17 protein-coding genes and 1 pseudogene are annotated in these 20165 nt (G+C 72.4%); 3 read left to right on the top strand and 15 right to left on the bottom strand.

From position 1 onward, the window contains the following. Positions 1–147: 147 nt before the first annotated feature. The 6 genes from B100_RS0117955 to bldG form a co-directional block, all read right to left on the bottom strand. The gene (locus tag B100_RS0117955) at positions 148–345 is read right to left on the bottom strand and encodes a hypothetical protein (protein WP_024885812.1); all 198 of its coding nucleotides are present in this window, start codon (positions 343–345) and stop codon (positions 148–150) included. Positions 346–1039: 694 nt separating this feature from the next. Beyond that, entirely contained in the window at positions 1040–2569 is a 1530-nt protein-coding gene (locus B100_RS0117950) for a DUF7059 domain-containing protein (RefSeq protein WP_024885811.1), read from the bottom strand. Positions 2570–2646: 77 nt separating this feature from the next. Then, on the bottom strand, positions 2647–3237 hold the full coding sequence (locus B100_RS0117945; protein WP_106967034.1) for a small secreted protein: 591 nt from the start codon (positions 3235–3237) through the stop codon (positions 2647–2649). 183 nt (positions 3238–3420) lie between these two features. Beyond that, a complete protein-coding gene (locus B100_RS0117940; protein WP_024885809.1) occupies positions 3421–5829 on the bottom strand; it encodes a sodium-translocating pyrophosphatase in 2409 nt (802 codons plus the stop codon). 321 nt (positions 5830–6150) lie between these two features. After that, positions 6151–6588: an ATP-binding protein gene (locus tag B100_RS0117935; protein WP_024885808.1), complete on the bottom strand. Its 438-nt coding sequence runs from the start codon at positions 6586–6588 to the stop codon at positions 6151–6153. Between the two features lie 110 nt (positions 6589–6698). Then, positions 6699–7040, bottom strand: coding sequence for an anti-sigma factor antagonist BldG (gene bldG / locus B100_RS0117930; RefSeq protein WP_024885807.1), 342 nt, complete (start codon positions 7038–7040; stop codon positions 6699–6701). A gap of 79 nt (positions 7041–7119) precedes the next feature. Between bldG and B100_RS0117925 the strand changes: the two genes are divergently transcribed. Next, positions 7120–9615 carry a DEAD/DEAH box helicase gene (locus tag B100_RS0117925; protein WP_078540986.1) on the top strand — a complete coding sequence of 832 codons (2496 nt, stop codon included), beginning with the start codon at positions 7120–7122 and terminating at the stop codon, positions 9613–9615. Between the two features lie 212 nt (positions 9616–9827). Here B100_RS0117925 and B100_RS35630 read toward each other — a convergent pair. From B100_RS35630 to ssd, 7 genes and pseudogenes are all read right to left on the bottom strand, one after another. Then, a pseudogene (locus B100_RS35630) lies at positions 9828–10199 on the bottom strand (Rv3654c family TadE-like protein); the annotation flags it as partial. Continuing rightward, positions 10183–10587, bottom strand: a complete 405-nt coding sequence (locus tag B100_RS0117915; RefSeq protein WP_024885804.1) for a TadE family type IV pilus minor pilin — start codon at positions 10585–10587, stop codon at positions 10183–10185. The pseudogene B100_RS35630 and the gene B100_RS0117915, both read right to left, overlap by 17 nt. Next, complete coding sequence (locus B100_RS0117910; RefSeq protein ID WP_024885803.1) at positions 10574–10783, bottom strand: DUF4244 domain-containing protein; 210 nt, start codon at positions 10781–10783, stop codon at positions 10574–10576. Before B100_RS0117910 ends, B100_RS0117915 begins: the two co-directional genes overlap by 14 nt. A 97-nt stretch (positions 10784–10880) precedes the next feature. Next, on the bottom strand, positions 10881–11672 hold the full coding sequence (locus tag B100_RS0117905; protein ID WP_024885802.1) for a type II secretion system F family protein: 792 nt from the start codon (positions 11670–11672) through the stop codon (positions 10881–10883). Further along, a complete protein-coding gene (locus B100_RS0117900) occupies positions 11669–12574 on the bottom strand; it encodes a type II secretion system F family protein (RefSeq protein ID WP_037723038.1) in 906 nt (301 codons plus the stop codon). The genes B100_RS0117905 and B100_RS0117900 overlap by 4 nt, the downstream gene beginning before the upstream one ends. 20 nt (positions 12575–12594) lie before the next feature. Continuing rightward, a complete protein-coding gene (locus B100_RS0117895) occupies positions 12595–13812 on the bottom strand; it encodes a TadA family conjugal transfer-associated ATPase (protein WP_024885800.1) in 1218 nt (405 codons plus the stop codon). Next, positions 13809–14915 carry a septum site-determining protein Ssd gene (gene ssd, locus B100_RS0117890; protein WP_024885799.1) on the bottom strand — a complete coding sequence of 369 codons (1107 nt, stop codon included), beginning with the start codon at positions 14913–14915 and terminating at the stop codon, positions 13809–13811. Before ssd ends, B100_RS0117895 begins: the two co-directional genes overlap by 4 nt. Before the next feature lie 578 nt (positions 14916–15493). Here ssd and B100_RS0117885 point away from each other — a divergent pair. Next, complete coding sequence (locus B100_RS0117885; RefSeq protein ID WP_078540984.1) at positions 15494–16324, top strand: HAD-IB family hydrolase; 831 nt, start codon at positions 15494–15496, stop codon at positions 16322–16324. Between the two features lie 410 nt (positions 16325–16734). Here the strand turns inward: B100_RS0117885 and B100_RS0117880 are convergent, their stop codons facing one another. Continuing rightward, entirely contained in the window at positions 16735–17559 is an 825-nt protein-coding gene (locus B100_RS0117880; RefSeq protein WP_024885797.1) for a hypothetical protein, read from the bottom strand. Between the two features lie 101 nt (positions 17560–17660). On the opposite strand from B100_RS0117880, the gene B100_RS0117875 reads away from it, so the two are divergent. Beyond that, positions 17661–18641, top strand: a complete 981-nt coding sequence (locus B100_RS0117875) for a nucleotide-binding protein (RefSeq protein WP_024885796.1) — start codon at positions 17661–17663, stop codon at positions 18639–18641. Positions 18642–18644: 3 nt separating this feature from the next. On the opposite strand, the gene B100_RS0117870 is transcribed toward B100_RS0117875, so the two are convergent. Next, positions 18645–19910, bottom strand: coding sequence for a polysaccharide deacetylase family protein (locus tag B100_RS0117870; RefSeq protein ID WP_024885795.1), 1266 nt, complete (start codon positions 19908–19910; stop codon positions 18645–18647). Between the last annotated feature and the right edge of the window lie 255 nt (positions 19911–20165).

Genomic DNA, 20165 nt, shown 5'->3' with positions numbered 1-20165 from the left:
CCGTGTCAAACGGGAAAAGCCCGCAACGGCCACTCGAACGGTAACCCGACTACCACCGTTCCTGCCGCCCGGAGTGTCCAGACTCCGCCCGCCCACATGCGGAGCGCGATCTTTCGGTTACCGGCGGCGGCCGGTTACGACCGTTTCTCAGAGGCGGGTGAAGCACCAGGCGCCGAGGGACAGGGAGACGACCGCGACGCCGGCGGCGACGGTGACCGATGCGACACGGCTCACACCGAGGGCGACCGGCCGGTGGTGCCGTGCGCGGGTCACGGTCCAGGCCAGCAAACCAGCGCCGAACAGGCAGAACACCGTCCCCGTGAAGATCGCCGGTCCGCTCTCCATCGTCGCCCGCGCCCCCTCTTACCCGTCCGTGAACCGCCCTGGTGGGACGCTGCCACGCCCGGGCGGCACCGGGACGAACCGGAGGTGAACGCCAGGGCTCGGCGGAGAAGCGGGGAAGCGGGAAACGGGCCCGTACGGTGCGCTTCCGAAAAAATGCGATCGATCCGGGCGACCCGGCACCGCGCCCGACATGGGCGTGAAAGATGCGGCGGAAGACACAGAGACGCACACGTGTTCGTCACTGTGACCTGCGTGACGGCTCGGGCACCTGAGCGGGCGCCGGGCGCCTCGGGATCGTGACGGGGTGGCCCACGCTCGGGACGGGCGGCCCGGATCGGAACGCAGTGGCCTGGGAGCGTGGCGTGATGGCCCCGCTGTCGGAGGCGGCCGGCACTCGTGACGGGCAGCCATGGGTCGGAACAGGGCGGCCCGGGAGCGTCGCGGGTGCCCCGCGACCGCGGTGGGCGACCTGGCAACCGTGGCGCCTGACACCCTCGGCCGCGTGACGGAGTGACCCGGGATCGGGGGCGCCCGGCGCACGTGACCGGGCAGCCCGGGATCGGAGGCGCCCGGCGCTTGTGACGGCGCGGCCCGGCATCGGGGCGGGGCGGCACCGCGATCGTGGCGGCGGGTGGCCCCGCGATCGTCGCGGGGGCACCCGCAACCGTGGCGGGGCGCCGGCCTGTGTGCCGCCTCAGCCCACCGGGTTCAGGAAGCCCTGCTCCACCAGCAGCCGGATCTGGGCCGGCGTCCGGTCGCGCAGCGGCACGGGGTCCTCGCCGAGCAGCTGGGCGATGGCGTCCAGGATCCGGCCCGCGGTCATCGTGCCGTCGCACACGCCCGCGAAGCCCGCGCCGATCGTGTCGACCTTGGCCGCCCGGCGCATCCCGCGGTTCTGCCGCAGCACGACATGCTCCGGGTCCTCGGCGCCGGGCAGCCCGACCTGCTCCTGCACCACCTCGGGCGCCAGCTCGAAGCGCGCCTCCAGCAGCGCCGCGTCGTCGTGGGCCCGCAGGTAGTCGAGCCGCTCGAAGTGCGCCCGGACCGCGTCACCGAGCGGCTGCTCCACCGGGTGCGGCCACTCCTCCACCGTGACCGACGGCACGGCGGCGCCCGACCTGCGCAGGGTGATCCAGCCGAACCCGACGGCCTTCACCTTGCGCGCCTCGAACTCGTCCAGCCACGCGTCGTACCGCGCCCGGTACTCCGCCTCGTCCCCGCGGTGGTCGCCCGCGTCCCGCAGCCACAGCTCGGCGTACTGCGTGACGTCCTGCACCTCGCGCTGCACGATCCACGCGTCGCAGCCGCTGGGCACCCACGACCTGAGCCGGTCCTGCCAGTCCTCCCCCTCCACGTGCTGCCAGTTGGCGAGGAACTGGGCGAACCCGCCCTCGTTCAACCGCTCCCCCGCCTCGGCGACGAGCGTGCGGCACAGGTCGTCCCCGCCCATCCCGCCGTCGCGGTAGGTGAGCCGGGCGCCGGGAGAGATCACGAACGGCGGGTTGGACACGATCAGGTCGTACGTCTCGCCGTCCCGGAGCGGGCCGAACAGCGAGCCCTCGCGCAGATCGGCGGCGGGGACCCCGGAGAGCGCGAGGGTGAGCGCGGTGATGTGCAGGGCGCGCGGGTTGAGGTCGGTGGCCGTGACGCGTGTGGCGTGCCGCGCGGCGTGCAGCGCCTGGATGCCGGACCCCGTGCCGACGTCGAGCGCGGACGCCACGGGCGTACGGACGGTGATGCCCGCCAGGGTGGTGGAGGCGCCGCCGACGCCGAGCACCACGCCCGCGTCCCGGCTGCCGATGCCCCCCGCGCCGCCGACCGCGCACCCGAGGTCCGACACGACGAACCAGTCCTCGCCGCCCGGCCCGCCGTACGGCCGTACGTCCACGGTCGCGGTCAGCGTGTCCGGGCCGGCGCTCCGGAGCCACCCGGTCTCCAGGCAGGTGTCGACGGGCAGGACCCCGGCCACGCCCGCGCGCGGCACGGGCTGCTGGAGCAGGAACAGCCGTACGAGCAGCTCCAGCGGGGAGTCCCCGCGGGTGGCGCGGAGCGCGGGCACGGTCTCGCTGCGGGCCAGCGCCGTGTACGCGGGGGCGCCGAGCAGGTCGAGCAGTCCGTCGGCGGTGAAGGAGGCGCCGAGCAGCGCCTCCCGCAGCCGGGCGGCGGCGTCGGGGCGGTCGGACGAGGGCAGGGGAGGCAGGCTGGCGTCACTCACGCCCCCCATTGTGGCCGCCGCTCCGGCCCGGCGCGCACCGCGCCCGCTGAGCCGGAGTCAGCTCCGGACCCGCCGCCCTGCGCGGCTCAGCTCTTGGTCGCTCCCGCCGACGCGGTGGCGGTCTGGCAGCTGGCCTGCCGGGACATCGCCTCGCCGACCTTGCCCTCCTCCAGCGTGCTGAGGGCGTCGCTGCCGCTCTTGCTCAGCTTGTCCAGCTCGGCCGCGATGTCCTTCAGACCGTCGGCGAACTTCGCCTGGTCCTTGGTGTCGAGGGCGTCGACCTGCTTCCTCAGGGTGGCGTAGGACGCGGAGATGCTGTTGAGCTCCTTGACCGCGTCCTGCTGCTTCTGCTCGCCGTCGTCGACGTCCGGCGCCCCGGCCTTGTTCACGGCCGCGCCGATCGCCTTGTAGGCGTCGGACATGTCCTGGAAGGCCTTCGAGTCGGCCTGCTGGACCGCCTGCGGCGTGCTGTTGTCCGAGGTCTCCTTCTGGATCGCGGTGTTGGCGGCCTTGATCTTGGCGGCCTGCGGCTGCACCGAGTCGCAGACCTCCTTCGCCCATGCGTCGAGCTTCTCGTCGCTGTCGTCGCCGCCGCATCCCGTCAGCGCCAGTACCAGTACCGCACCGCTGGACAGCGCGGCCGCGAGCTTCTTGTTCACCGGATTGGTCCCTTCCATGGCCTTCGGCCCCGGAACATACACGCCGGATGGCCTACGCCCACTCGTCGAACGTCCGGTACCCCCCTTTTTAGAGCCATTTGCACCAGGCGAGAGAAGGCTCACGAGCACGCGGACACCGCGGGCGGGCGACGCGTCAATCCGCGCCGCCCGCCCGCAGCTTGATCGGGTGCCCGCAGGCCCCTACCCGGAAACCACCGCCGGATCCGGCGACTTGGGCGTGGGCCCGGCGTCGTCCTCGTCGTCCACGGCGATCCCGCGCCGCTTGGACACGTAGACCGCGACGATGATGACCAGCGCCGACAACACCGCGATGAGCACCCGCATCCCCACGCTCCTGTCCGCGCCGTAGGAGAACTTGATGACCGCGGGCGCGATGAGCAGCGCCACCAGGTTCATCACCTTCAGCAGGGGGTTGATCGCGGGACCGGCGGTGTCCTTGAACGGGTCACCGACCGTGTCGCCGATGACGGTGGCCGCGTGGGCCTCGCTGCCCTTGCCGCCGTGGTGGCCGTCCTCGACCAGCTTCTTCGCGTTGTCCCACGCGCCACCGGAGTTGGCGAGGAACACCGCCATCAGCGTGCCCGTGCCGATCGCGCCCGCGAGGAAGGCGCCCAGGGGCCCGACGCCGAGCGTGAAGCCGATGAAGATGGGCGCCGTCACGGCGAGCAGACCGGGCGTGGCGAGCTCCCGCAGGGCGTCCTTGGTGCAGATGTCGACGACCTTGCCGTACTCCGGTGTCTCGCTGTAGTCCATGATCCCGGGCTTCTCGCGGAACTGCCGCCGCACCTCGTAGACCACGGAACCCGCCGACCGCGACACCGCGTTGATCGCCAGCCCCGAGAAAAGGAAGACGACCGCCGCGCCGGCGATCAGCCCGACGAGGTTGTTGGGCTGCGAGATGTCCATCATCAGGCTCAGCGGCGCGCCGTCACCGGTGAGCCGCTCGCCCACGTCTCTGGCGCCCGTGGTGATGGCGTCCCGGTAGGAGCCGAACAGCGCCGCCGCCGCGAGCACGGCCGTGGCGATGGCGATGCCCTTGGTGATGGCCTTGGTGGTGTTGCCGACCGCGTCCAGGTTGGTGAGCACCTGGGCGCCCGCGCCCTCGACGTCGCCGGACATCTCGGCGATGCCCTGGGCGTTGTCGGAGACGGGGCCGAAGGTGTCCATCGCGACGATCACCCCGACCGTGGTGAGCAGGCCGGTGCCGGCCAGCGCCACCGCGAACAGCGCCAGCATGATCGACGTGCCGCCGAGCAGGAACGCCCCGTACACGCCGAGGCCGATCAACAGGGCGGTGTAGACGGCCGATTCGAGTCCGACGGAGACACCGGCGAGGACGACGGTGGCCGGGCCGGTGAGCGACGTCTTCCCGATGTCCCGCACGGGGCGCCGGGTGGTCTCGGTGAAGTAGCCGGTGAGCTGCTGGATCAGGGCGGCGAGCACGATGCCGATGGCCACCGCGACGAGCGCGAGAATCCGCGGGTCGCCGCTCTTCCCGAGGATCGCCTCGTCGGTCACCCCGTCCAGGGCGGCGTACGACGACGGCAGGTAGACGAACACGGCGATCGCGACCAGCACGAGCGAGATCGCGGCGGAGATGAAGAACCCGCGGTTGATCGCGCTCATGCCGCTGCGGTCGGCGCGCCTCGGCGCCACCGCGAAGATGCCGGCCATCGCGGTGATCACCCCGATCGCGGGGACCAGCAGCGGGAACGCCAGCCCCGCGTCGCCGAACGCCGCCGAACCGAGGATCAGCGCCGCCACCAGCGTCACCGCGTACGACTCGAAGAGGTCGGCCGCCATGCCCGCGCAGTCGCCGACGTTGTCGCCCACGTTGTCGGCGATGGTCGCGGCATTGCGCGGATCGTCCTCCGGAATGCCCTTCTCGACCTTGCCGACCAGGTCGGCGCCGACGTCGGCTGCCTTGGTGAAGATGCCGCCGCCGACCCGCATGAACATCGCGATCAGCGCGGCCCCGAGGCCGAACCCCTCGAGCACCTTCGGCGCGTCGGCCGCGTACACCAGCACGACACAGGCGGCGCCGAGCAGCCCCAGCCCCACCGTGAACATGCCGACGACACCGCCCGTACGGAAAGCGATCTTCATCGCTTTGTGCGAGACGGTGGTGAGATCCTTTTCCGGTTCGCCCTCGGCCGGAGTGGCTTCGCGGGCCGCCGCGGCGACCCGGACATTACTGCGCACGGCAAGCCACATGCCGATATAACCGGTGGCCGCCGAGAACGCCGCTCCGATCAAGAAGAACACCGACCGCCCGGCACGCTGATTCCAGTCGTCCGCGGGCAGCAGCATGAGCAGGAAGAACACGATCACGGCGAATACGCCGAGGGTGCGCAGCTGGCGGGCCAGATAGGCGTTGGCGCCCTCCTGTACCGCGGCTGCGATCTTCTTCATGCTGTCGGTGCCCTCGCCGGCCGCGAGTACCTGGCGTACCAGGACCGCCGCGACCGCCAGCGCCGCCAGGGCCACGATGCCGATGGTCACCACGAGCACGCGGTTCTCGTCGGTCAGCACGGCGGCTGCGAGGGATGTGGGTTGGCCCGACTCGTATGAGATGGAAAGCCCCGCCATTCGTCCTCCTTGACGCTTGGGCTGAGCTCAAGATGTGGACGGGATTGTAGGTACCGGAACCTGATCAAAACAGACCGCGAGAAATGTAAATGGCCTGCACGCACTCTTCCCCATTGATCGCCGGGAGGCCATCGACCCGAAATCGGTAATGCCCTTGAGGCATTCTCGTGATCGAAATTCCAGAGCGCCTGAGGATAGTGAACGAATTCACGCGATCAACCGCTCGGGACCACTGTAGGCGCGGTCCGCGGAACCCGCACATGCCGAAGGGCCCCCGAGCTGGGGGCCCTTCGGAAAACGGTCGGCGTACGGGTGAACCGGTCAGGTGAACAGCGCGGCCGGCGACGTGGTGGGCCACCTCATGCGGATCGATCCGCCGCTTACCCCCGCACTCACCTCGACGTCGTCGACGAGGCCGCTGATGACCGCGAGGCCCATCTCGTCCTCCTCGGTCTCCGCGTCCGCGTCACCGGGCGCGGCACCGGCCGCACGGGCTCCGGCGGGGGCATGGGGCGCCTCGTCGCCGACCTCGATGGAGAACTGCTTCTCCTCCTCGATCAGCAGCACCTTCACGGGCGCGGAGATGCCGCCGTGCTGGTGCAGGCCGACGGCCCGGGTGCAGGCCTCGCCCACGGCGAGCCTGACCTCGTCGAGGACGGCCTCGTCGACTCCGGCCCTGCGCGCCACCGCCGCCGCCACGAGACGGGCGGTCCGGACGTGCTCGGGCAGCGCGCTGAAGCGGAGTTCGACGGTGGCCATGCATCCCCCTCGCGACTACGGGCGTGCGGTGAGGAGGCCGGGCTGCCGAAAGCCCGGCCCTCCTCGTGGTGTCTCGTGCTGCCCGGGCACGACGGCCCGGGAGCGGGTGGTCAGTCGGTCGCCGCCACCGCTTCCTCGACCGAGGTGTGAATCGGGAACACCTTGGTGAGGCCGGTGATGCGGAAGATCTTCAAAATGCGCTCCTGGTTGCAGACCAGGCGCAGCGAGCCCTCATGGGCACGCACCCGCTTCAGGCCGCCGACCAGCACGCCGAGTCCGGTGGAGTCGAGGAAGTCCACACCTTCCATGTCGACGACAAGGTGGAAACTGCCGTCGTTCACCAGCTCGACCAGCTGCTCGCGCAGCTTGGGCGCGGTATATACGTCGATTTCGCCACCGACCCTGACGATCGTGCGATCGCCGATGGTCTCGGTCGACAAGGACAGGTCCACGGATCCTCCAGCACCTAGCTATCGAGCGGTCGCCCTTGGGACATCTCGGCTCAGCCCCCGGGACGGTTCGCCAGCCGCCATGGCATTCAATCACTTACCGGCAGGCGTGCACGACGCCTTGGCCCCATTGTCCGTCACGCCAGTGACACACTCGGTGCCGATGGCCAAGAATCACCGATCCGATCGACCCCCGACGGACAAGCGATCCAGGACCGCCGCGCCGGGCGCCGTCCTGGACCGGCTCGCGTCCGGACCGAGCCGGGCTTCGCGCATTACTCATACCGAGCACTTGCCCCCGCGCGCGGGTCGGCATGCCGTCTGGCCGGACCGGATCCGCGCGGAGGTCGTCGCCGCGGTGCGGGCCGCGGGCATCGAACATCCCTGGGCCCACCAGGCACGGGCCGCCGAGCACGCCCTGGACGGCGAGTCCGTGGTCGTGGCGACCGGCACGGCCTCGGGGAAGTCCCTGGCGTATCTGATGCCCGTCCTGTCCACGCTGCTGGACGGTGCCGAGGCCCCGAACGGCAGGGGCGCCACCGCGCTGTACCTCTCCCCCACCAAGGCCCTCGCCGCGGACCAGCTCCGGTCCGTGAAGGAACTTTCACAGTCACTGGGCCATTCGGTGCGCGCGGCGGTCCACGACGGCGACACGCCGTTCGAGGAACGCGAGTGGATCCGCCAGTACGCCAACTACGTGCTGACCAACCCGGACATGCTGCACCGGAGCATCCTGCCGTCCCACCCACGCTGGTCCTCCTTCCTCAAATCGCTGAAGTACGTCGTCGTCGACGAGTGCCACACCTACCGGGGCGTGTTCGGCTCGCACGTCGCCCAGGTGCTGCGCCGGCTGCGGCGGCTGTGCGCCCGCTACGGCTCGTCGCCCGTGTTCCTGCTGGCCTCGGCGACCGCCGCCGAGCCGGCCGTCGCCGCCCGCCGCCTTACCGGGCTGCCTGTGGTCGAGGTGGCCGACGACGCCTCACCCCGCGGTGAACTGGTGTTCGCCCTCTGGGAGCCGCCGCTGACCGAGCTGCACGGCGAGAGGGGCGCCCCGGTGCGCCGCACCGCCACAGCCGAGGCCGCCGACCTGCTGACCGACCTGACCGTGCAGGGCGTCCGTTCGGTCACCTTCGTCCGCTCCCGGCGCGGCGCCGAGCTGATCTCCGTGATCGCCCAGGAACGCCTCGCCGAGGTCGACCGGTCGCTGGCCGGGCGGGTCGCGGCCTACCGGGGCGGCTACCTCCCCGAGGAGCGCCGCGCCCTGGAACGGGCCCTGCACTCCGGTGAACTGCTCGGCCTCGCCGCCACCAACGCCCTCGAACTCGGCATGGACATCTCCGGCCTGGACGCCGTGGTCATCGCCGGCTACCCGGGCACCCGCGCCTCCCTGTGGCAGCAGGCCGGCCGCGCCGGACGGTCCGGGCAGGGCGCCCTCGCCGTCCTCGTCGCCCGCGACGACCCTCTGGACACCTTCCTCGTCCACCATCCCGAGGCACTCTTCGACCGGCCCGTGGAGTCCACCGTCCTCGACCCCGACAACCCCTACGTGCTCGCCCCGCATCTGTGCGCCGCGGCCGAGGAACTGCCCCTGACGGACGACGACCTCGCCCTCTTCGGCCCCGCGACCGAGGACCTGCTGCCGCAGCTGGAGGCCGCGAAGCTGCTGCGCCGGCGGACGAGGGCCTGGCACTGGACCCGCCGCGAGCGGGCCGCCGACCTCACCGACATCCGCGGGGAGGGCGGCCGGCCGGTCCAGGTCGTCGAGGCCGGGACGGGCCGGCTGCTGGGCACGGTCGACGCGGGTGCGGCGCACACCAGCGTCCACGAGGGCGCCGTCCACCTGCACCAGGGCCGCACCTACGTCGTCCGCTCCCTGGACCTGGAGGACTCCGTCGCCCTGGTCGAACGGGCGAGCCCGTCGTACACGACCGTGGCCCGGGACACGACGTCCATCTCCGTGCTGGAGACGGACACCGAGATCCCCTGGGGCGACGGGCGGTTGTGCTTCGGCTCCGTCGAGGTCACCAACCAGGTGGTCTCCTTCCTTCGGCGGCGGGTCATCACCGGCGAAGTGCTCGGCGAGACAAAACTCGACCTCCCTCCTCGTACGCTGCGCACCCGGGCCGTGTGGTGGACGGTCACCGAGGACCAGCTGGACCGGGCGCGGATCAACCCGGAGATCCTCGGCGGCGCCCTGCACGCCGCCGAGCACGCGTCGATCGGCATGCTGCCGCTCTTCGCCACCTGCGACCGCTGGGACATCGGCGGCGTCTCGATCCCGCTGCACCCCGACACCCTGCTGCCCACGGTCTTCGTCTACGACGGCCACCCGGGCGGCGCGGGCTTCGCGGAACGGGCCTTCCACACCGCCCGCTCCTGGCTGACGGCGACCCGCCAGGCCATCGCCTCCTGCGAGTGCGAGGCAGGCTGCCCCTCCTGCATCCAGTCCCCGAAGTGCGGCAACGGCAACGACCCTCTGCACAAGCGGGGCGCCGTCCGGCTGCTCACCGTCCTGCTGGAAGGCGCGCCGCCCGAGAAGCCGGACGAGAGGCAGGAGGAAGGAGCGGGGGATGCGTAGGTGCCGGACGCGGCGGCAGACCCGAGGGTGCCGGAGACCGCGAAGGCGTCCGAGGCCGCGGAGGAGCCGACGCATACGGGCGCCCGGGCGGGGGCGAAGGGTGCCGGCGAGGTCAGCGCGCCGGGCGCGGGCCCGGCCGCGGAGGCTGCCGACGACGTCAGCGGGCCGGGCGGGAGCTGACCCGGCTGCGGCGGACCGGCGGGTCCCGCCCGCGCCCTGACCTCCACGGTGAACGGTCCGCGGCCGGACGCCACCGACACGTCCGACACCTCGCCGGTCATCGCGCACCGCACGAGCCGGGCGTCCTGGGCCCGGGCCACCCGATCCGCCCGCGCGCAGGCCTCCGCCGCGCCCTGCACCCAGTGGTCCGCGGCGGCGAGTGCCACGAGGTCCGCGCCGCCCGCCGCCCGGTGCCGGACCACCACGGCGTGCCCGAGGGCGAGCACGACACCGAACACCACGCACAGCACGGCGATCGCACCGACGCTCCACACGGACGCCGACCCTCGGTCCGAGCACCGCCGGGAGGTGGCGCGAACCGCCGGCGATCTCGCGCGCCCCCGCCCGTCACGGACCCGCGTCACGTTCACGTCCTCCTCCCCTCGCCCCCGGCGCCACCGCCACCGCCTCCTCCGCCGCCGCGACGGCCTCCTCCCTCAGCTCGAAGGGCAACCCCCTCACCAGCGGCGCCCTGGCCACGACGGTCACCCGGACCTGCTCGGCGTCCCGGCTGACCGTGACCCTCGCGCCGGCCGGCGCTGCCTCGCGGGCCACCTCGACCACCGCGTCGGGCGGATCCTGGCGGGCCGCCGCCCGGGCACCCGCCCGGGCCGCGTCCACGCACTGGATCTGCGCGGCCACCACCAGCAGCCCCCAGACCAGCGCCGTCACGAAAAGCACCAGCACGGGCAGCACCAGCGCCGACTCCGCCGTCACGAACCCACGGTCGCCACGCCTGTCACATCCGGCCATCGAGGGCCTGCTGCACGATGTTCCGCAGGGCCGTACTGACCGGCCCGCTGTTGACCACCTTGTAGAGCACCACGGCGAACGCCACCGCCGCCACGATGCCCATCGCGTACTCCGAGGTCACCATCCCGGCGTCCCTCCGCGCCCCGCGTGCCCTGACCACCAGGGCACGCAGCCGCGCCCGCACCACCCGATACATCCGAACCTCCGTACGAGCCATGTCCGTTATCGTCCTTCGTCATCCGTCATCCGTCATCCGTCACCCGTGCCGGTCCTGCCGCGCTCCACCCGTCCCGTCACCCACCCCCTCCCGCTCCGAGCACCCCGCCCGCGAGACCGATGACCACGGGCAGAACGCCGACGGCGATGAAGGCGGGCAGGAAGCACAGCCCCACCGGGGCGCTGACCAGGACGGCCGCCCGTCGGGCCCGTGCGGTCGCCGCACGGTTCCACCCGGCCCGTGCCTCCGCGGCGAGCCGGCCCACCGGGGCGGCCAGGGGCAGCCCGGACACGTCGGCCCGCTCCAGCAGCCGTGCCAGCGGAACCGCGCCGGGCAGTGCGGCCAGCCGGCGCCAGGCCTCGCCCGGCTCACCGCCGAGCCGTACCTCCGCCGCTCCCCGCGCCAGGGCGTCCCCGACGGGGCCGCCCAGGGTCTCCCCGACGGCCTGCGCCGCCGGTACCGGTCCGGCACCCGCCGCGATGCAGGCGGACAGGAGATCGGCCGCGAGCGGGAGTTGACGCGCCGCCTCCGCGGTGTCGAGCTCTCGTGCCTGCGCGGCCGCCGCCGTCTGCCGCCGGTGCCAACGCCACAGCCCGGCCGCCACGGCCAGCCCCAGCCCCAACCCGGTGAGGCCACCCACCAGCATCCATCCGGCGCCCACGACGCCCACGTACGGCAACCGGTGGCGTGCCGCCCGCAGGAGCGGGAGGTGCACCACCGCTTCTCCGCGCTCCCTCGCCGCCAGCGCGTCCAGTCGCCGCCGTGCCCGCCGCTCGCACCGGGCCCGGTGCCACCACGCCGCCGACCACGCGAGCACCGCCAGCGCCCCCACCACTGTCCCCAGCCTGTGGACGACGTCTCCGTTCATGACGCCGCCTCCTCGGCGCCCCGCATGATGCGGAGGACCCACCACAGGCCCAGCCCCTCCAGCACCCCGCCGGCCGCCAGACAGACCGACCCCGACGGGGTGTGCAGCAGGACGTGCAGCGGATCGGCGCCCAGGGCCGCGCCGAGCGCCAGCCCCACGACCGGGAGCCCCGCGAGCATCACCGCTGTGGCCCGGGCCCCGGCCAACTGGGCGCGCAGGTCGGCACGCTGGTCCCGTTCGGCACGCAGCGCCGCCTCCAGCCGGTCGAGACCGTCCGCGAGGCCCGCGCCCTGGTCCACCGCCACGCGCCAGCAGGCGGCGAGACCGCGCAGCCCCTCGGCGCCCGGCTGCCGGGCCGCCGCCGCCAGCGCGTCCGGCACGTCCCCGCCGAACCGCGCCGCCGCCAGCACGGCCGCCTGCATGCCGCCGAGTCCTCCGGAGTCCCGGGCGGCCGGCAGCAGCGCATCACCGGGCTGGCGTCCCGCCCGCAGTTCCCCGGCGAGCGCCCCGCAGAGCGCGATCACCGCGTCCGCCCGGCTCTCCCGGCGCTTGCGGTCGGCGGCGGCGCGCCGCACTCTCCGCAGCACCGGAACCCCGGCCGCCCCCGCGACGACCGGCAGCACCGACGCTCCCAGGACCGCCAGCACCACCCCGGCGGCCAACGAGGCCCACTCGACGGTCAGCCGCCGTCGCAGCCGGTCTCCCGCACGCACGACCCGGGACCATCCCGGAGACCCGGCGTCCCCCGCGCCCTCACCGAGCACCGAGCCTTCACCGGTGACCGCACTCCCACCGCCGACAGCGTTCCCACCGGCGCAGAGCACCCGCGCCCGTCTGGCCTCCGCCTGCCCGCCGCCCAGTAACAAGGCCGCGGCGCCCAGGCACGCCACCGCCGCGCCCATCGACGTCCCGGTGACCCCGTTCACGAGCCGACCGCCTCTCGCGGTGCCCGGGCCTCGTCGTCGTGCGCGGCGCGCAGCAACTCCCGCAGGCGCGGCCACCCCGGTTGGGCGACGAAGGTCTCCGGCCCCCACCGCAGCGCCGGTGCCGTCCGCACCAGCCCCGAGGCGTCCCGTTCCAGCACATGCACCTCGGCGATCCGGCGCCTGCCGCTCCGGTCGCGTACGAGGTGCAGCACCACCGACAACGCCGCCGCCAGCTGGCTGTGCAGGGCGAACCGGTCGAGCCCCGCGGCCGTACCGAGCGCCTCCAGCCGGGCGGGAACGTCGCTCGCCGCATTGGCGTGGACAGTTCCCGAGCCGCCTTCATGGCCTGTGTTGAGAGCGGCGAGCAGATGGACCACCTCGGGCCCTCGCACCTCGCCCACGACGAGACGGTCCGGCCTCATCCGCAGTGCCTGGCGCACCAGGTCCTCGAGGGTGACCAGCCCCGCGCCCTCCTGATTGGCGGGCCTGGTCTCCAGACGCACGACGTGGGGGTGGTCGGGCCGCAGTTCGGCCGAGTCCTCCGCCAGCACGATCCGCTCGTCGTGCCGGACCAGCCCCAGCAGGGCGCTCAGCAAGGTCGTCTTGCCGGTGCCCGTGCCCCCGCTCACCAGGAAGGAGAGCCGCGCGTCCATCAGGGCCCGCAGCATCCGGTCGCCGCCCGGCGGCACCGTCCCCGCCGCCATCAGTTCGTCGAGCGTGAAGGCGCGGGGTCGTACGACTCGTAGGGACAGGCAGGTGCCGCCCACCGCGACCGGCGGAAGCACCGCGTGCAGACGGGTCCCGTCGGGGAGCCGCGCGTCCACCCAGGGCCGCGCGTCGTCCAGGCGCCGGCCGGCCACCGCGGCGAGCCGCTGCGCCAGACGCCGCACGGACGTCTCGTCCGGGAAGGCGACCGTGGTGAGCACCAGGCCCCCGCCCCGGTCCACCCACACCCGGTCGGGTGCCGACACCAGCACATCGGTCACCGTGGGGTCGGACAGCAGCCGCTCCAGCGGCCCGCTGCCGACCAGCTCGGACCGCAACTGCTCGGCCGCTCCGAGCACTTCCGCGTCACCGAGCACCCGGCCCTGTTCCCGCAGTGCCTGCGCCACCCGCGCGGGCGTCGGCTCGGCCCCGCTCTCGGCCAGCCACCGCCGCACCCCGTCCAGCAGACCGGGCGGCATCCCCGCCCCGGTCGTCTCCGCGCCGCTCATGCCGCCCTCGCCTCCACCAGCGCGCGCTCCCAGAACTCCTTGCAGAAGCGGGCCAGCGGGCCCCGGCCCGACACCCCGGGCGGCCGCCCCGCCCCGTACGGGCGATGCAGTGCCGCTTCGGCGGGCACCTCCCCGACGAGGGGCAGCCCGAGCAGCCGGGCCACCTCACGGTCGTCCAGGCCAGGCGCGTACGGTCCGCGGACCGCGACACGCAGGTCGCGCAGGACCATGCCCACGGCGGAGGCGACGCGGCCCGCCGCGGCGACGGCACGCAGCTCCGCGGGGACCACGAGCAGCGCCAGGTCGAGCTGGGCGAGGACCTCGGCGACGCCCTCGTCGACGCGTCGCGGCAGGTCGACCACGACGGTGCCGCCCCCGCGCCGGGCCGCGGCGAGCACCGCGCGCACGGCTCGCGGCGGCACCGCGAGACAGTCGCCGCGGTCCCAGCTGAGCACCCGCAGCGCGTGCAGTTCCGGCAGCGACTCCTCCAGTGCTCCGCCTCCGACCCGGCCGTGCGACGCGGCGAAGGCGGGCCAGCGCAGTCCTTTCGCCGTCTCGCCGCCGAGCGCCACGTCGAGCCCTCCGCCCAGTGGATCGGCGTCCACGAGGAGGGTGCGCAGTCCTTCGCGGGCGGAGGTGACCGCGAGCGCGCACGCGAGGGTGGAGGCTCCGGCGCCGCCCCGGCCGCCGATGACCCCGACGGTCAGGGCGGGCCGTCCGACGCCTTCGGCGACGTCGGCGATGCGGTCGACCAGCCACTGCTCGCCGTCGGGCAGCATCAGCACGTGATCGGCGCCGATCTCGACGGCCCGCCGCCAGACCCCGGGGTCGTCCTGGTCGCGGCCGACCAGGACCACTCCCGGCCTGCGGGGCGTGGGGCGGACCCGGCGGGCGGCGTCGTCGCCGACCAGGACCAGCGGTGCGGCTTCCCAGCTTCCGCGCGGCCCGGGCAGTCCGTGGTGGACCTCCGGTGTGGCGCCGGCGGCGGCGCACAGGCGCAGCAGGTCGTCGAGGAGCCCGGTGTCCTCGGTGAGGATCAGCGGTACGGCCGGCCGGTTCCCTCCGGGCGTCGGCGGCGGGTCGTGCGTGATGGATCCGGTCATGGCGTCCCCCTGTGCTCCCTCTCTCGCGGAGGCCGTCGGGCCCCGCTCGTCCCAGGTGTGGGGAGAACCGCGGCGCGGCCTCCCGTCGGACGGCCGGCGAAAACCGGCCGTACGCATCCCGGCAAAGAAACCGCCGTGAACTCGCGGCGAGCGGGGTGCGCGGGAATGACAGTGCAGCGCTCCGGGAAATCGTGGGGATCTTGGTGGAAAACTGTGGACGGGACGGTGCCTGTGAATATCGCGGTCACCCATACCGGTGAGGTAGCCATGCCTTCTGTGCGATTACCGCAGAGCAGTCCGACCGATACGCACGGTTATCAGTCAGGGGCATGACAAAGAGCCCTCGCATGTCGAACCGCAGCAGTTCCGACACCGGCGGAAAGGGAGGGAAAATGCATCCGGACATGCGACGACCCCCGCCGGGGGGGAGAGCGGGGGTCGTCCCCACGGCCGACTCGGGGGGGGAGGAGTCGGACCGGGTTAGCACGGTCGCGAACGATCCGTGACTTCCATGGTGTACCCGAGGGCCCTCTCAGGCAAACCCACGCGCCACACCTTACGCCGAATGGGCTGCGCCTATGCTCAGGGACGTGGAAAACCACTTGTTGCCCCGTACAGCGGCCTTCTTCGACCTGGACAAGACGGTCATTGCGAAGTCGAGCACACTCACCTTCAGCAAGTCGTTCTACCAAGGCGGCCTGATCAACCGCAGGGCCGTACTGCGGACCGCGTACGCGCAGTTCGTGTTCCTCGCCGGCGGCGCGGATCACGACCAGATGGAGCGCATGCGCAAGTACCTGTCCGCGCTGTGCCGCGGGTGGAACGTCCAGCAGGTCAAGGAGATCGTCGCCGAGACGCTGCACGACCTGATCGACCCGATCATCTACGACGAGGCCGCCACGCTCATCGAGCAGCACCACTCCGCCGGCCGGGACGTCGTGATCGTGTCGACCTCGGGCGCCGAGGTGGTGGAGCCGATCGGTGAACTGCTCGGCGCCGACCGGGTCGTGGCCACCCGCATGGTGGTGGGCGACGACGGGTGCTTCACCGGTGAGGTGGAGTACTACGCGTACGGACCCACCAAGGCGGAGGCCGTCCGGCAGCTGGCCGCGTCCGAGGGCTACGACCTGGCACGCTGCTACGCCTACAGCGACTCGGTGACCGACGTCCCGATGCTGGAGGCCGTGGGGCATCCGCACGCCGTGAACCCGGACCGGGCGCTGCGCCGGGAGGCGCTGGCACGCGAGTGGCCGATCCTCGACTTCCACCGCCCGGTGCGGTTGAAGCAGCGGTTCCCGGCGTTCTCCGTCCCGCCGCGCCCCGCTCTCGTCGCGGCGGCCGCGATAGGTGCGGCGGCGGCCACTGCGGGCCTCGTCTGGTACGCCAGCAGGCGCCGCACGGTTGCCTGAACGTACCTATTTGCAGCGCGTTGCCCTCTACCGGTCCCGCCCGGCATTTCGACGTCCGTTTACTGCGCCTTTGAACCCAAAAGCAAAGAAGCGCGACCAGGACTTCCCCTCTCCGGGAAGCCGGAGTACAAAGGGTTTAAGCGGCCCGCGAGACCAAGGACATCCGCGAGGATCACCTTCAGAACGCTTCTGGCCCCACGGACCGAGCATGGAGACCACGCACCCACGCGACGTCGACCCGTCGATTACGGGCCAGCCGCACCAGGTGACGGGCAAAGACCCCGACCTGATGGGCACATATCGAGGACGCTTGGTAACGCGGTGGACATGCCAGCGGCGGTACGAGTATTCGTACCGCCGCATCTCTGTGCGAGGACAGGCTTCCCGGCCCGCGCGATCAGTGCCGCCGCTCAGGCCGCTCCGCGCTGAAGCGCCTCGCACACCGCCGTCGACTCGCGCGCGCCCAGCTCGACCGCGCGCCCGCAGTGGGTGATCCAGGCGGCCATGCCCTCCGGCGTGCCGGACACATAGCCCTCCAGCGCCCGCTGATAGGCGTCCCGGCCCAGCTCGGCGTGGCCGACCTCGGCGGCGCACACCGACTTGGGGTCCAGGCCGCTGCCGACCAGGACGATGCGTTCGGCCGTCCGCGCGACCAGACCGTTGTGGGAGGTGAAGGGGCGCAGCGCGAGCAGCTCGCCGTGCACCACGGCGGCCGTCACCAGCGCCGGCGCCGAACCGCCCGCGATGATCAGCTCGGCCAGTCCGTCCAGTCGGCCGTGCGCCTCCGCGGCGCTGGGCAGCGGGAGCCCGACCAGGGGCTCGTCGACCTGCTCACCCTCCTGCCGGGGACGGCCCACCTGCTCCGCCTTGTCGGCCGCCGCGACCAGGTGCAGCCGCGCCAGCACCCGCAGCGGCGACTGCCGCCAGATCGACAGCAGCTGGCCCGCCTCGGCCGTCAGCCGCAGCGCCGCGCCCACGGCGCGCGCCTCGTCGTCACCGCTGAAGTCGCTGCGCCGCCGCACCTCCTCGAGGGCCCAGTCCGCGCCGGACAGCGCCGCCGAGCCGCGGGCGCCGCGCAGGGCCGCCTCGGAGGTGATCTCGTTGCTGCGCCGCCGCATGACCCGGTGGCCGTAGACCCGGTCCACGGCCTTGCGTACGGACTCCACGGAGTCGGCCACACCGGGCAGGGAGCCCAGGGCCGCGAGGGGATCGGCGGTCGCGCCCGTCGTACTCATGAGTACGACCCTACGCACCCCGGACGCCCGCCCCACGAAGGAGTGGTCTTCTTCACGCCCGACCATGACGTACAGCTATCGGTCCACTACGCTTGGTGAACATGAAAATTGCTTTCGTTGGGAAGGGCGGGAGCGGAAAGACGACCCTGTCCTCCCTCTTCATCCGTCACCTCGCGGCCGACGGCGCTCCGGTCGTCGCGGTCGACGCCGACATCAACCAGCACCTCGGGGCGGCCCTGGGCCTGGACGAGGCGGAAGCGGCCGCCCTCCCCGCGATGGGCGAGAACCTGCGACTGATCAAGGACCACCTGCGCGGCGGCAACCCGCGCATCGCGTCCGCAGAGACGATGATCAAGACGACGCCGCCCGGTGAGGGCTCCCGCCTGCTGCGGGTGTGCGAGGACAACCCGGTCTACGACGCCTGCGCCCGGCCGGTGGAACTCGACGGCGGCGCCGTCCGTCTGATGGTCACCGGGCCCTTCACCGACGCCGACCTCGGGGTCGCCTGCTACCACTCCAAGACCGGCGCCGTGGAGCTCTGCCTGAACCACCTGGTGGACGGCCCCGACGAGTACGTCGTCGTCGACATGACGGCCGGCTCCGACTCCTTCGCGTCCGGCATGTTCACCCGCTTCGACATGACCTTCCTGGTGGCCGAGCCGACCCGCAAGGGGGTCTCCGTCTACCGCCAGTACAAGGAGTACGCCCGTGACTTCGGCGTGGCGCTGAAGGTCGTCGGCAACAAGGTGCAGGGCCCGGACGACCTGGACTTCCTCCGCGCGGAGGTCGGGGACGACCTGCTGGTGACCGTGGGCCACTCGGACTGGGTCCGGGCCATGGAGAAGGGCCGCCCGCCCCGCTTCGACCGTCTGGAGGAGTCCAACCGGCTCGCCCTGCGCACGCTGCGTGCCGCCGCCGACGCGACGTACGAGCTGCGGGACCCGGAGCGCTACACCCGGCAGATGGTGCACTTCCATCTGAAGAACGCCCAGTCGTGGGGCAACGAGCGCACCGGGGCCGACCTGGCGGCGCAGGTCGACCCCGGTTTCGTGCTCGGCGGGAGCGTCACCGCCGGCGCCTGACCCTCACTCCTTCGGCGCGGGGGAACCCGGTGCGCCCTTGGGGGCCGGCGCGGGGCCGGCGGCCAGGAAGGGCTTCCAGCCCTTCTTCGGCGCCTCCCCGACGCCCAGCGTGCGCAGCTTCGCCAACGTCGCCGGGTCCTGCGCGTCCAGCCAGTCGGCCAACTGCCGGAAGGAGACGCACCGCACGTCGGACTTGGTGCACACCGCCTCGACGACCTCTTCGACGGCCCGCATGTAGGCGCCGCCGTTCCAGGACTCGAAGTGGTTGCCGATGATCAGGGGTGCCCGGTTGCCGTTGTAGGCGCGCTCGAAGCCCTGGAGCAGGCCGTCCCGCATCTGGTCGCCCCACATCTCGTGCTTGGCGGGGTCGCCCTGGGTGGTGGTGCCGGACTGGTTGACCATGAAGTTGTAGTCCATGGTCAGCTGCTCGAAGGAGTGCCCGGGGAAGGGCACGAGTTGCATGGACAGGTCCCACAGCCCTTCCTTCTTGTCCGGCCAGACCTGGTTGTTGACGCCGCTGGTGTCGTAGCGGAAGCCCAGCTCCCGGGCGGCCTTCATGAAGTTCTTCTGCCCCTCCAGGCAGGGGGTGCGGGCCCCGATCAGCTCCTTGTCGTAGTCGAAGGGCAGCGGGGCCGCTTCCTTCATGCCGGTGTTGGTCTTCCAGGTCTTCACGAACTGCTTGGCCTGGGAGATCTCCTCCTTCCACTCGTCCACCGACCACTCCCCGACCCCGCCGGCGCTGCCGCAGAAGTGACCGTTGAAGTGGGTGCCGATCTCATTGCCCTCCATCCAGGCCAGCCGCAGCTGCTTCACGGTGTCCGCGATGCCCTGCTGGTCGTTGAAGCCGATGTCGGAGCGGCCCGGCGAGTGCTGCGGCGGGTGGTACAGGTCCCGCTTCTCCTCGGGAAGCAGGTACACGCCGCTCAGGAAGTACGTCATGGTCGCGTCGTTCTTCTTGGCGACCTTGCGGAAGTGGGAGAAGAGCTTCTGGCTGTCCTCACCCGCGCCGTCCCAGGAGAAGACCACGAACTGCGGTGGCTCCTCACCGGGCTTCAGCCGCTCGGGCCGGGGCAGGTGCGGCTGGGCGCCGGTGTACGCGGTGGAGCCGTCGCCGATCAGCTGGACGACGTTCTTCGGCGCGGGTGCCGGCTGCGCCTTCTCCTTCTCCGGTCCGCCGTCGCCGTCCGCGCCGGTTCCGCAGCCGGCGAGCGAGGCGAGGGAGACCGCGACGATCACGGTGCCCGTGGCGATCCTGTGGGTGGCGGCCATTCGCCCACCTTCTTCCTTCTCTCGGGCCGAGCCTGATGAGGGGCGTTGTGTGGTGCTGCGCCGGTCCTTGCCGACCGCGCCGTCAACGTCGCACGGAAAGAAGAAGGGAATTAATACGACAAGCCGATGAAATGGCTACTTCACTCCTCAGAGTGACTAGTGCCGCCATTTGCCCGGTAAGTCTATGCCAGCCCTTTACTCGCAATTACGCTCTGTTTACTGAGTGTTGCTTTATCCCGCCGTTCTGGGGCCGTG

This window comes from Streptomyces sp. CNH189 (genome assembly GCF_000527195.1).
The sequence above is the reverse complement of the archived record's forward strand: the minus strand, read 5'-3'. Positions and strand labels throughout refer to the sequence as shown.